This window comes from Burkholderia sp. Tr-20390 (assembly GCF_017104595.1).
GTDB lineage: Bacteria > Pseudomonadota > Gammaproteobacteria > Burkholderiales > Burkholderiaceae > Burkholderia.
In genome coordinates, this window is sequence record NZ_JAAGPC010000091.1 from 23438 (window position 1) to 36291 (window position 12854).

The 12854-nt window shown below is 69.1% G+C and carries 11 protein-coding genes; 8 read left to right on the forward strand and 3 right to left on the reverse strand.

Annotated elements, in window-relative coordinates; genetic code table 11:
- Positions 1 to 67 precede the first annotated feature (67 nt).
- From acnD to G3N98_RS23190, 3 genes are all read left to right on the forward strand, one after another.
- The gene (gene acnD / locus G3N98_RS23180; protein WP_206149326.1) at positions 68 to 2662 is read left to right on the forward strand and encodes a Fe/S-dependent 2-methylisocitrate dehydratase AcnD; all 2595 of its coding nucleotides are present in this window, start codon (positions 68 to 70) and stop codon (positions 2660 to 2662) included.
- A 26-nt stretch (positions 2663 to 2688) separates the two neighbouring features.
- A complete protein-coding gene (gene prpF / locus G3N98_RS23185; RefSeq protein ID WP_206149327.1) occupies positions 2689 to 3879 on the forward strand; it encodes a 2-methylaconitate cis-trans isomerase PrpF in 1191 nt (396 codons plus the stop codon).
- A 182-nt stretch (positions 3880 to 4061) separates the two neighbouring features.
- Positions 4062 to 5114: a CaiB/BaiF CoA-transferase family protein gene (locus G3N98_RS23190; RefSeq protein WP_206149328.1), complete on the forward strand. Its 1053-nt coding sequence runs from the start codon at positions 4062 to 4064 to the stop codon at positions 5112 to 5114.
- Positions 5115 to 5136: 22 nt separating this feature from the next.
- Here the strand turns inward: G3N98_RS23190 and G3N98_RS23195 are convergent, their stop codons facing one another.
- Positions 5137 to 5580 (reverse strand): PaaI family thioesterase, encoded by a 444-nt coding sequence (locus tag G3N98_RS23195; protein WP_011353771.1) that lies wholly within the window; start codon positions 5578 to 5580, stop codon positions 5137 to 5139.
- A 270-nt stretch (positions 5581 to 5850) separates the two neighbouring features.
- Here G3N98_RS23195 and G3N98_RS23200 point away from each other — a divergent pair, with 270 nt between their 5' ends.
- Positions 5851 to 7470 carry a methyl-accepting chemotaxis protein gene (locus G3N98_RS23200; RefSeq protein ID WP_089433469.1) on the forward strand — a complete coding sequence of 540 codons (1620 nt, stop codon included), beginning with the start codon at positions 5851 to 5853 and terminating at the stop codon, positions 7468 to 7470.
- Here G3N98_RS23200 and G3N98_RS23205 read toward each other — a convergent pair.
- Positions 7443 to 8552, reverse strand: coding sequence for an AGE family epimerase/isomerase (locus G3N98_RS23205; RefSeq protein ID WP_089459175.1), 1110 nt, complete (start codon positions 8550 to 8552; stop codon positions 7443 to 7445). The two genes, G3N98_RS23200 and G3N98_RS23205, sit on opposite strands and share 28 nt — an antisense overlap.
- Before the next feature lie 114 nt (positions 8553 to 8666).
- Between G3N98_RS23205 and G3N98_RS23210 the strand changes: the two genes are divergently transcribed.
- From G3N98_RS23210 to G3N98_RS23225, 4 genes are all read left to right on the forward strand, one after another.
- Positions 8667 to 9365 carry an MgtC/SapB family protein gene (locus G3N98_RS23210; protein ID WP_206149329.1) on the forward strand — a complete coding sequence of 233 codons (699 nt, stop codon included), beginning with the start codon at positions 8667 to 8669 and terminating at the stop codon, positions 9363 to 9365.
- Between the two features lie 92 nt (positions 9366 to 9457).
- A complete protein-coding gene (locus G3N98_RS23215; RefSeq protein ID WP_206149330.1) occupies positions 9458 to 10891 on the forward strand; it encodes a flagellar hook-length control protein FliK in 1434 nt (477 codons plus the stop codon).
- Positions 10892 to 11066: 175 nt separating this feature from the next.
- On the forward strand, positions 11067 to 11222 hold the full coding sequence (locus G3N98_RS23220; protein WP_006481665.1) for a hypothetical protein: 156 nt from the start codon (positions 11067 to 11069) through the stop codon (positions 11220 to 11222).
- A 173-nt stretch (positions 11223 to 11395) separates the two neighbouring features.
- Positions 11396 to 11875, forward strand: coding sequence for a GNAT family N-acetyltransferase (locus G3N98_RS23225; protein WP_071333859.1), 480 nt, complete (start codon positions 11396 to 11398; stop codon positions 11873 to 11875).
- Positions 11876 to 12191: 316 nt separating this feature from the next.
- On the opposite strand, the gene G3N98_RS23230 is transcribed toward G3N98_RS23225, so the two are convergent.
- A partial coding sequence (locus tag G3N98_RS23230; RefSeq protein ID WP_206149331.1) for an HAD-IC family P-type ATPase occupies positions 12192 to 12854 on the reverse strand: 663 nt, incomplete at its 5' end.

Consider the following 12854-nt stretch of genomic DNA (forward strand, 5'->3'; position numbering starts at 1 on the left):
TGCACACCGGTCGCCCGCGTGACGGGGGCCGGCGTGCGCCGGACGCCATACCCGAGTTCCCCACACCATGAATACCGCCAACCGCAAACCCCTGCCCGGCACGTCGCTGGACTATTTCGACGCGCGTGCCGCGGTCGAAGCGATCGCGCCCGGCGCCTACGACACGCTGCCGTACACGTCGCGCGTGCTCGCCGAAAACCTCGTGCGCCGCTGCGATCCGGCGATCCTTGCCGATTCGCTGAAGCAGATCATCGAGCGCAAGCGCGAACGTGATTTCCCGTGGTTCCCGGCGCGCGTCGTGTGCCACGACATCCTCGGGCAGACGGCGCTCGTCGATCTCGCCGGCCTGCGCGACGCGATCGCCGACGGCGGCGGCGACCCGGCCAAGGTGAACCCGGTCGTGCCCGTGCAGCTGATCGTCGACCACTCGCTCGCGGTCGAATGCGGCGGCTTCGATCCGGATGCGTTCGCGAAAAACCGCGCGATCGAGGATCGCCGCAACGAGGATCGCTTCCACTTCATCGAGTGGACGAAGAAGGCGTTCGAGAACGTCGACGTGATCCCGCCGGGCAACGGCATCATGCACCAGATCAACCTCGAGAAGATGTCGCCGGTGATCCAGGCGCAAGACGGCGTCGCGTATCCGGACACCTGCGTCGGCACCGACAGCCACACGCCGCACGTCGACGCGCTCGGCGTGATCGCGATCGGCGTCGGCGGCCTCGAAGCGGAGAACGTGATGCTCGGCCGCGCATCGTGGATGCGCCTGCCCGACATCGTCGGCGTCGAGCTGACCGGCAAGCGCCAGCCCGGCATCACCGCGACCGACGTCGTGCTCGCGCTGACCGAATTCCTGCGCAAGGAAAAGGTGGTCGGCGCGTACCTGGAGTTCCGCGGTGAAGGCGCGGCGAGCCTCACGCTCGGCGATCGCGCGACGATCTCGAACATGGCGCCCGAATACGGCGCGACGGCCGCGATGTTCTTCATCGACGGCCAGACGACCGACTACCTGCGCCTCACCGGCCGCAGCGACGAGCAGGTGAAGCTCGTCGAGACCTACGCGAAGGCGGCCGGCCTGTGGGCCGATACGCTGAACAATGCGCAATACGAGCGCACGCTGACGTTCGACCTGTCGAGCGTCGTGCGCAACATGGCCGGCCCGTCGAACCCGCACAAGCGGCTGCCGACGTCCGATCTCGCCGCGCGCGGGATCGCCGGCCAGTGGGAAGAGAAGGCGGGCGAGATGCCCGACGGCGCGGTGATCATCGCCGCGATCACGAGCTGCACGAACACCAGCAACCCGCGCAACGTGATCGCCGCGGCCTTGCTCGCCCGCAACGCGAACGCGCGCGGCCTCACGCGCAAGCCGTGGGTGAAGAGCTCGCTCGCGCCCGGCTCGAAGGCGGTCGAGCTGTACCTGGAAGAAGCGAACCTGCTGCCCGAACTCGAGAAGCTCGGCTTCGGCATCGTCGCGTTCGCGTGCACGACCTGCAACGGGATGTCGGGCGCGCTCGACCCGAAGATCCAGCAGGAGATCGTCGATCGCGACCTGTACGCGACCGCCGTGCTGTCCGGCAACCGCAACTTCGACGGCCGCATCCACCCGTATGCGAAGCAGGCGTTCCTCGCATCGCCGCCGCTGGTCGTCGCGTACGCGATCGCCGGCACGATCCGCTTCGACATCGAGAAGGACGTGCTCGGCCACGACCAGGACGGCCAGCCCGTCACGCTGAAGGACATCTGGCCGACCGACGAGGAGATCGATGCGATCGTCGCGTCGAGCGTGAAGCCCGAGCAGTTCCGCAAGGTCTACGAACCGATGTTCGCGCGTAGCGCCGATGCGGGCGAGCGCGCGGCACCGTTGTATGAATGGCGCGCACAGAGCACGTACATTCGCCGTCCGCCGTACTGGGAAGGCGCGCTGGCCGGCGAACGCACGCTGCAGGGGATGCGCCCGCTCGCGGTGCTCGGCGACAACATCACGACCGACCACCTGTCGCCGTCGAACGCGATCCTGCTGGATAGCGCGGCCGGCGAATATCTCGCGAAGATGGGCCTGCCGGAAGAAGACTTCAACTCGTACGCGACGCACCGGGGCGACCACCTGACCGCGCAGCGCGCGACCTTCGCGAACCCGACGCTGATCAACGAGATGGCGATCGTCGACGGCGCGGTGAAGAAGGGCTCGCTCGCGCGCGTCGAGCCGGACGGCAAGGTCATGCGGATGTGGGAGGCGATCGAGACGTACATGAATCGCAAGCAGCCGCTGATCGTGATCGCCGGCGCCGACTACGGCCAGGGCTCGTCGCGCGACTGGGCGGCGAAGGGCGTACGGCTCGCGGGTGTCGAGGCGATCGCCGCCGAAGGCTTCGAGCGGATCCACCGCACGAACCTGATCGGCATGGGCGTGCTGCCGCTCGAGTTCAAGCCGGGTACCAACCGGACGACGCTCGGCATCGACGGCACCGAGACCTTCGACGTGATCGGCGAGCGCACGCCGCGCGCCGACCTGACGCTCGTGATTCATCGCAAGAACGGCGAGCGCGTCGAGGTGCCGATGACGTGCCGGCTCGATACGGCCGAGGAAGTGTCGATCTACGAAGCGGGCGGCGTGCTGCAGCGCTTCGCGCAGGACTTCCTCGAATCGTCGCAGGCGGCTTGATCGCGTCACACAGGGATAACGCACACATGGCTCACACTCCTCAAATCAGGATTCCCGCGACCTACATGCGCGGCGGCACCAGCAAGGGCGTGTTCTTCCGGCTGCAGGACCTGCCGGACGCCGCGCAGGCGCCGGGCGCCGCGCGCGACGCGCTGCTGCTGCGCGTGATCGGCAGCCCCGATCCGTACGGCAAGCAGATCGACGGGATGGGCGGCGCGACGTCGTCCACCAGCAAGACGGTGATCGTGTCGAAGAGCACGCGGCCCGGCCACGACGTCGACTACCTGTTCGGCCAGGTGTCGATCGACAAGGCGTTCGTCGACTGGACCGGCAACTGCGGCAACCTGTCGGCGGCGGTCGGCCCGTTCGCGATCAGCGGCGGGCTCGTCGATCCGGCGCGCGTGCCGCGCGACGGCGTCGCGACCGTGCGGATCTGGCAGGCGAACATCGGCAAGACGATCGTCGCGCATGTGCCGGTGACGAACGGCGCGGTGCAGGAGACGGGCGATTTCGAGCTGGACGGCGTCACGTTCCCGGCGGCCGAAGTGCAGCTCGAGTTCATGGACCCGGCCGCCGAGGAAGAAGGCGCGGGCGGGTCGATGTTCCCGACCGGCAACCTCGTCGACGATCTCGCGGTGCCGGGCGTCGGCACGCTGAAGGCGACGATGATCAACGCGGGCATTCCGACGATCTTCGTCGAAGCGGAAGCGATCGGCTATACGGGCACCGAGCTGCAGGACGCGATCAACGGCGATGCGAAGGCGCTCGAGAAGTTCGAGACGATTCGTGCGCACGGCGCGCTGCGCATGGGCCTGATCGACACGCTCGATGAAATCGCGACGCGGCAGCACACGCCGAAGATCGCGTTCGTCGCGAAGCCGGCCGATTACGTCGCCTCGAGCGGCAAGCGCGTGAACGCGGGTGACGTCGACCTGCTGGTGCGCGCGATGTCGATGGGCAAGCTGCACCACGCGATGATGGGCACGGCGGCGGTCGCGATCGGCACGGCCGCGGCGATCCCCGGCACGCTCGTCAACCTGGCGGCGGGCGGCGGCGAACGCAACGCGGTGCGCTTCGGGCATCCGTCGGGCACGCTGCGCGTCGGCGCGGAAGCGCAGCGCGAGAACGGCGAGTGGACCGTCACCAAGGCGATCATGAGCCGCAGTGCGCGCGTGTTGATGGAAGGCTGGGTGAGGGTGCCGGGCGACGCGTTCTGAGCGTGGCCGGTTCCGGCAAGGCAGCCTGAATGCGCGCGGCTCGCCCCGATCCCTGCGAAGCGGACCCCGCGACGCAGGGATTTTTCATTTGACGCGTTGACGCCCGCATGACGGGGGCGATCCGATGCGAGGCGTATGGCATCGGAGACCGTCGCGATACGCGACACGGACAGGAGAATCGTATGCCGCTCGATGCGCCGCTTTCCGGCATCCACATCGTCGAATTCGAAGGTCTCGGCCCCGGCCCGCTTGCGGGCTGGATGCTCGCCGGGATGGGCGCGCGGATCACGCTGATCGCCCGCCCATCCGGCCGCACGAGCGCCCCGGACGCGTTGCAGGCCCGCGACGGCGACCTGCTGCGCGAAGGCAAGACGATCGTCGAACTCGACCTGAAGTCGCCGGCCGGCCGCGACGCCGCGCTCGACCTGGTCGCGCAGGCCGATGCGCTGATCGAGGGGCTGCGGCCCGGCGTGATGGAACGGCTCGGCCTCGGGCCCAACGATTGCGCGCGCCGCAAGCCGACGCTCGTGTACGGGCGGATGACCGGCTGGGGCCAGCACGGCCCGCTCGCGGCCGCGGCCGGACACGACCTGAACTACGTCGCGCTGACGGGGCTGCTGTCGCTGTCCGCGCCGCGTGACGGCCGGCCGGGGGTGCCGCCGACCGTCGTCGGCGATGCGGGCGGCGCGCTCGGGCTCGCGTTCGGAATCGTCTGCGCGTTGCTCGACGTGCGCGGCGGTGGCCCCGGGCGCGTGGTCGACGGCGCGATCGTCGACATCGTGTCGATGCTCGGCTCGCTGGCGCTGTGGGCACGCGCGAACGGGCAGCTCGACGGCGCGCAGCCGAGCCTCTTTCACGATGCGCCGTTTTACGACGTGTATCGCTGCGCGGATGGCGAATGCGTGACGATCGGCGCGCTCGAGCCGCCGTTCTATGCGCTGCTGGTCGAACGGCTCGGGCTGACCGACGTCGATCCGGCGTCGCAGTACGACCGCGCGCGCTGGCCCGCGCTGAAGGCACGTTTCGCAGAGATATTTGCGCAGCAGCCTTCCGCGCACTGGCGTGCGCTGCTCGAAGGCACCGACGCGTGTTTCGCGCCGCTGTTGAGCGTGGCCGATGCGGCCGTGCATCCGCACAACGCGGCGCGCGGGATCTATCGGACGGATGAGAACGGCAACGTGCGGGCGCGCGTGGCGCCGCGGTTTTTGCCGTTGGCGGGGGAAGGGGCGGGTTAGCGCGAAATCGGCTGCCGGCCGCTCACGCCGTTTCCTCCGGCGCATCCGGCATCTTGCCGTCGCCGACGCGGTTGATCGTGCCCTGCGCGATCGCGACGAGCCGCTCGTGATCGCCGTCGATGACGAACACATGACACTGGCAGGTCGCCTGGTGCCGCCCCGCGTAGACGAGCTTCGCGCGGGCGACGAGCGTGCCGTTCACGGCCGGCCGCAGGTAATTGATCTTGTATTCCGCGGTGATCACGCGCGGGCCGAGCACGAGCGCGCCGGCGAACGTCAGCGCGTTGTCCGCGAGGTAGCTGATGACGCCGCCGTGCACGAAACCGTGCTGCTGCCGCAGTTCCTCGCGCACGGGCAGGCACAGCGACACTTCGTTGTCGCCGATATGCATCAGCTCCGTGCCCAGCAGCATGCTGAACGGTTGCGCGCGCAATGCGCCGCGCGCGTGGTCCGTGATGTCGGTCATCGACTTTCCTCGAAATGAGTGCCCGCTTGCGCTGAACTCTAGGAAGGGGGATGCCGATAAGCAAGGAAATTCGTCCGCATTTCGCGCAATTTCCAGCGCGATGCGACGCGATTATTGCGTCGAATGCCGTAGATTTCCCTGTTTTCGGGGGATTCCGCTGGAATGCGCGGACAACGTGAATTTCGTTGCCGTCCGCACCTAAAGTCGGACGAAGAAATGCCGCTAATGCCGGGGCATTGCCTCATCGTCCGCTATCCAGGAATCTCCCCCATGTTCGGAAAAATCAAGCTCGCGTCGGGTCTGCTCGGCGTGTTGACCGTGTTTTGCGTCTTCCTGTTCGCGATCGAGGCGCTCGGCTTCTGGGCGCTCAAGTCGACGCGCAGCGGCGTCGACGATCTGTCGAACGTCGCGATCACGCAGGTCGAGGCGGCCAGCCAGGCGACCCAGCAACTGCTCGACGCGCGCATCAACCTGTCACGCGCCGGCACGCGGATGGTGCGCGGCGGCCCGAAGCCGGAAGACATCATCCGCCATGCCGGCGCGTCGCTCGCGGAAGCGGACAAGGCGTTCGCCGCGCTGACGGCCGCGCAGCCGGTCGACGATGCCAACCGCGCGCGCGTCGCGGCGCTCACCGAGCGCTATCGCGCGCTGCGTGGCGCGCTGGGCGAACTTGTGCAGTTCCTCGACGCCGACAACATCCAGGCCTTCCTCGACCAGCCGACGCAGAGCATCCAGGACGCCTATATCGCCGAGTTGCGCCGCTTCACCGACTATGGCGGCGCATCGAGCCGCACGGCGCTCGACACCATCGACGGCGGCATGCTCTGGTTCAAGTCGGTCGGCATCGTGCTGCTGGTGGCGATGCTCGTGGCGAGCGCGGCGATCTACGCGGCCGCGCGGCGCGCGGTCGTCGCGCCGCTGGAAGAAGCCGGCCGCCATTTCGAGCGGATCGCGCAGGGCCGGCTCGATGAGGTCGTGCGGGCAGGGGGCGTGTTCGAGATCGACCGGATGCTGCGCGGCCTCGCCACGATGCAGACGAGCATCGCGGGCACCGTGCGCACGGTGCGCCAGGCGTCCGACGCGATCCACCTCGGCGCGGGTGAGATCGCGGGCGGCAACGCCGACCTGTCGGCGCGCACCGGCACGCAGGCCGCGTCGCTCGAGGAAACGGCCGCGAGCATGGAGGAACTGACGGCGACCGTCCGGCAGAACACCGACAGCGCGCGTGCGGCGAGCGCGCTGGCCGACGCGGCGCTCGAGGCGACGAGCCACGGCGGCGGCGTGGTCGACAGCGTGATCGACCGGATGCGCGGCATCGCGCAGAGCTCGGGGCGGATCGCGGAGATCATCTCGGTGATCGACGGCATCGCGTTCCAGACCAACATCCTCGCGCTGAACGCGGCCGTGGAAGCCGCCCGCGCAGGCGAACAGGGGCGCGGCTTCGCGGTCGTCGCGGGTGAGGTGCGCTCGCTCGCGCAGCGCAGCGCGCAATCGGCGAAGGAGATCAAGGCGCTGATCGAGGATTCGGTCGCGCAGATCAACGGCGGCGCGGAGCTCGTCGAGCGCGCCGGCGATGCGATGCGGACGGTGTCGGCGTCGATCACGCGCGTCGTGCAGACGATGTCCGAGATCACGGCGGCGTCGGTCGAGCAGAGCGTCGGGATCGAGCAGGTGAACCAGGCCGTCACGCAGATGGATCAGCTCACGCAGCAGAACGCGGCACTGGTGGAGGAGGTCGCGGCGGCGGCCGCGTCGCTGAACGACCAGACCGCGCACCTGATGCAGGCGGTGTCGGTGTTCGAACTGGGCGACGGCCGCGCCGCACGCGGCGAGCGCGCGGCGCCGTCGTTCGACGACGCGGGTTACGCGCCGGCCGGCAGCGCCGCGTAGGCGGTCTCGAGGTGGTAGGGCGTCGTCGACGGCATGTCGGCGCGCGCCACCTGCCCGTCCGCCGTCTTGCACTCGAACCAGCCGCGCGGATGCAGGAAGCGCGCGGCGAAGCGTTCGATCTGCCGCGCGAGCGGCGCGGAGGCCGGCGTGCCGCCGTGCGTCGCGAGCGCGCGCAGGTACTCGGTCTGCGCCCAGATCCGCTGCGTGCCGTCGATGCACGCGCCTTGCGCGTCGAGCGCCGCGCAGACGCCGCCCGTCTGCGGATCGACGCCGTATTGCTCCGCGAACACGAATGCGCGCGCCAGCGCGCCGGGGAGCCCGGTCTGCGCGAGCCGCGCGCCGGCCGCATCGACCAGATAGAACCATTCGAACTGATGGCCGGGCTCGAACCGGTTGTCGGCCGCGCCGAGCGGCAGCTCGGCCACGCAGCCGGTTGCCGCGTCGACGAACGTGCGCTCGACGGCCTGCGCGGTGCGCGCGAGCGCGTCGTCGAACGCCGTGTCGCCGAATGCGGCGGCCGCCGCGAGCCACGCTTCGGTCAGGTGCATCAGCGGATTCTGCAGCGCCCCGCTGCCGGATGACGAGAAATCGGCGTGGCGCGCCGCGTCGAGCAGCGCGTCGCCGCGGTGCGGCGCGAAGCGGTCCTGAATCAGCGCGGCGGTCTCTTCGGCTGTCTTGCGCGCAGCGGCGTCGCCCGACGCCGCATACCACGCGGCGCACGCGAACACGATGAAGGCGTGCGTGTAGAGATCCTTGGTCGTGTCGAGCGGGGCACCCTGCGCGTCCACACTGTAGTGCCAGCCGCCGTGGCGCGGGTCGCGAAAGTGGCGGCCGAGCGCGTCGAACAGCGTGGCCGCGTGCGCGGTGTCGCCGGCCTGCGCGAACACGAACAGTTGCCGTGCGCAGGCCATCGCGCGATAGCGGGTCACGGGCAGCGGCGCGTGGGTGGTCGGATCGACGGCTTCGAACGGCAACTGTAATGTCTGGTCGAACCCTGAACCCCGCCAGATCGGCAAGACGACGTGCGCGAAATGGTGGCGCAACTGGGCGGCCTGGGCGGAAGCGGAGTCGGAAACGGACATGACGGGGTTGAGCGCTGGGTTCGAAACGTGTCGGCGCGGCCCGGAGGATCGGCGCGGCCGGGGCCAAGGATAAAACATTCCGCACCGCCGGCACCAAAAAAGGAGATAAATCGCATGCTGAGCAACCTGGAACTCGTGATGCGGCTCGTCCTCGCGGCGGCGCTGGGCAGTGTCATCGGCTTCGAGCGCGAGCGTCTGTCGTGGGCGGCCGGCCTGCGGACGCATATGCTCGTCTGTGTCGGTTCGACGCTGATCATGATCGTGTCGGCGTTCGGGTTCGCCGACGTACTCGGCAGCAGCGAGCACATCGTGCTCGACCCGTCGCGGATCGCCGCGCAGGTCGTGTCGGGCATCGGTTTCCTCGGCGCGGGCTCGATCCTGCTGCGCGGCGAGATCGTGCGCGGGCTGACGACCGCCGCGAGCCTGTGGTCGGTCGCCGCGATCGGCCTCGCGGTGGGCGGCGGGCTCTACGTCGCGTCGATTTCGGCGACGATCATCATCCTGATCATCCTGGCCGGCATCAAGCCGCTGGAGCGGCGCTACTTCACGGTGCGCCAGCGGCGCCAGCTCGCGCTGACGGTCGTGAGCGGCACGCTGAACTTCGATTCGCTGCACGCGGCGCTCGGCCCGGACAGTGCGCGCGTGAAGCAGTTCATCGTGCAGCGCGCCGACGACACGGGCGAGCATGACGAGGTGCGCATCGCGCTTGCGCGGGTGTCGGCACTCGAATACCAGGCGATTTGCGACAAGCTGCGCGCGCTGAAGGGCGTCACGCGTTTCGAAGAGGGGAGCGGGTTGTCGGGCGACGAATAGGCGGAATCGGCGACGGGGCGTGCGACAATGGCCGACCACCGATTCCGTTCGACATCCGGTTCCGCGCTTGTGGGCCTAGCCATCCGATTTCCATGACCGAATCCGTTTCCTCGCCTCGCTCCCGTTCCCGTTCCAATCGTTCGTCGGCCCGTTCGCGCCCGCGCTCGGCTGCTGCCGCGGGCAGTACGTCCGCGAGGGCGACGGTGCGGTCCGGCAGTGCGCCGGCCGGCGACGCGTCGCGAGACGAACGGACGCTCGACCTGTTCGGCGATCCGGTGCTCGAGCCGGGCGAGCGTATGCCGGCCACGGCGCGTGACGAAGCGGGCGCACAAGCCGAGGCGGCAGTCGATGTCGCGGACGATGTGGCGTCCGGGCGGCAGGCTGCGCTGGACGGGTTCAGTGCGCCGGATGGGGGGGCCGCGGCAGGACATGTTGAAGCAGCGGAAGGTGCAGTGACGCCCGGAGACGCGACGGTGGCGCATGGCGTTGCGTCGCCTGAAGGTGGTGGTGACGCAAACGTCGACGTCGTGCCGGCTTCTGGCGCAGCTGCGATGCAGGCGGTCGATATTCCCCTGGCCGATGGCGTTGCAACGAAAGCCGCTGACATGCCTGCGGGCGATGGCGCTGCGACGGTGGCGACCAAGCTGCAAGCAGCCGATGGTGCTGCGGCGAAGGCGACCGGATCTCAAGCGGCTGATGGTGAAGTCGAGAAGGCTGTTGTTGTTGCTGCCGCGGTTAAATCCCGCGAAGGGCGGTCCTCCGGTGACGCCGTGAAGGAACGCCGTGCGTCGTCGGGCGGCAAACGCCGGGCGGCTGCCGGTGCAAGCGACGCGACAACGGAGCAATCCGCGCCGGTCGCGACGAGCGTCGACACGGCGCCCGAGGCGGCCGGGGCGAGCCCGGTGACGACGGTCGAGCCGCAGACGTCGGCGCAGCCGGCCAAGCCGGTGATTGCCGCGAACACGGCGAACACCGCTAACACCGCTAACACCGCTAACACCGCTAACACCGCCAACACCGCCAACACCGCGAAGGCCCATGACGCCGCGCCGCGGGCCGACGCCACCGTATCCCCCGTCACCCAGCCGCAGGCTTCCGCTGCCTCCTTTGTCACGAAGCCGTCGGCGGAGCGCACGCAACCGGCCGCGCCGGCCTTCGATCCGGATACGCACCTGCGCCCGCTGACCGACCGGCTGGCCGCCCTGCAGGCCGATGTGGATGGCCTGACGCGCACGGCCGATCGCGAGATGCGCCGCGTCAACCGCCTGCTGCTGGCGTTGGCCGTCGTCGTGCTGGCCGGGCTCATCGCGCTGGTGATGCAGACGCGACAGATCGCGCACCTGAAGCAGGACGTCGCGACGAAGCAGCAGCGGATCGATCGCCTCGCGGCCGATCTGTCGACGCAGCAGGCAACGCTGATGACGCTCGAGGAGCATCACGAGGCGCTTCTGTCGCAGGTCGACCGGCTTCAGCGCAACGCGAACCGCGAAGCCGCCGTTGCGAAGCGCGCTCGCCGCACGCGTTAATCGTTTCGACCCTATCCTGGAAGCCCGACCGAGCAAGGATCGCCGTGATGTACCGGCGATCCGCCGTCGCGCGCATGCGGCAAACTGATGCGGTGCGCTGGCAGAGTTCAGGGAAAACCCTTAGAATGAAGTCCATCTAAGGGAAAACCCTAGCCACATCTGTCAGGAGTCTCACATGAGCTTCATCCTCGCCCTGCTGCAAAAGATCGACGACCTTTTCGTGTCCCCGCACCTGCCGCTCGATGCCGAATACTCGTACGCTGCGCGTCGTGCCGAAGCCGAGCGCGTGCGTCGTGCGCACCTCGTGCCGATCGTCCTGTACCGTCGCTGATTCGCTGATTCGCTGATTCGCTGATTCGCTGATTCGCTGATTCGCTGATTCGCTGATTCGCTGTCAGCGCGGCGCCTGCCGCACCTGCCTGTCCGCTTTCCGCCGCTGCATCGCGCGCCGGCGCGACCGTCCCGCTACACTGGAAGTCCGATTCCGTTCACGGTGACCGCGCCATGCTGCAGATGCGGCCAATGACGGCCAGCGAATTCCACGCGTACCGCACGCGAGCCATCGACGGCTACGCGAGCGATCTCGTTTCATCCGGACAAAATGCTGTCGAAGACGCGGCCAGCCGGGCGCGCGCCTGTTTCGACACGCTGCTGCCGGACGGCCTGCGTACCTCCGGCCAGACCCTCGTCGTGCTCATCGACGGCGCCAGCGGCGACGCGGTGGGCGACCTCTGGTATGCGATCGTGCCTGAAGGGCCGAACCGCACGCTGTTCATCTACGACCTCGACATCGCCCCGTCCCGGCGCCGCCAGGGCTGGGCCACGCGTACGCTCGAGGCGCTCGATGCCGAGGCACGCCGGTACGGCGTCACCGAGATCGGGCTGTCGGTGTTCAATCACAACGCGGCGGCCCGCGCGCTGTATCGTGCGTGCGGCTTCGCGCCGATCACGACGACCTTGATCAAGCCAGTCATTTCGGACTGAAGCCACCGGCCGGCGCCGCGTTGTCGTGCGCTGGCGATTTGACTCGCCATCGGCCAATGCCGGCCGACCTCACGATCCTGCCTGTTTGCCAAGCGCCAAGCGCCAAGCGCCAAGCGCCAAGCGCCGAACGCCGAACGCCGAACGCCGAACGCCGAACGGCCGTTCGGCACACGTCACCGGCACACGTCACCGGCACACGTCACCGGCACACGTCACCGGCACACGTCACCGGCACACGTCACCGGCACACGTCACCGGCACACGTCACCGGCACACGTCACCGGCACACATCACCGGCACACATCACCGGCACACATCACCGCGCGCGCCCCTTCCATCTCCGCAACAGCAACGCATTGGTCACGACGCTGACGCTCGAGAACGCCATCGCCGCGCCCGCGATCACCGGGTTCAGCCAGCCGAGCGCCGCGAGCGGCACGCCGACCAGGTTGTAGACGAACGCCCAGAACAGGTTCTGCTGGATCTTCCGGTACGTGCGTCGGGAGATGTCGATCGCGTCCGCGACGAGTGCCGGGTCGCCGCGCATCAGCGTGATGCCGGCCGTGTGCATCGCGACGTCCGTGCCGGTCGCCATCGCGATGCCGACATCGGCCGCGGCGAGCGCGGGCGCATCGTTGATCCCGTCGCCGACCATCGCGACGATCCCGCCGTGCATGCGCTTCAGCTCGGCGACGACGCGCGCCTTGTCGTCGGGCAGCACCTGCGCATGCACCTCGCCGATCCCGAGCGACGCCGCGACGGCGGCTGCGCTGCCGCGGTTGTCGCCCGTCACGAGCACGCTCGCGACGCCGCGCGCCGACAGCGCCGCGATCGCGTCGCGTGCGCCCGGCTTCACGGTGTCGCCGAAAGCGATCAGCGCGAGCAACGCGCGCGGCGCGTCGGCGCGCATCAGCCACGAGATCGTATTGCCCGCGCGCTCGAGCTCCGCCGCGCGTGCGTCGAGCGCGGGCGGCGCCGC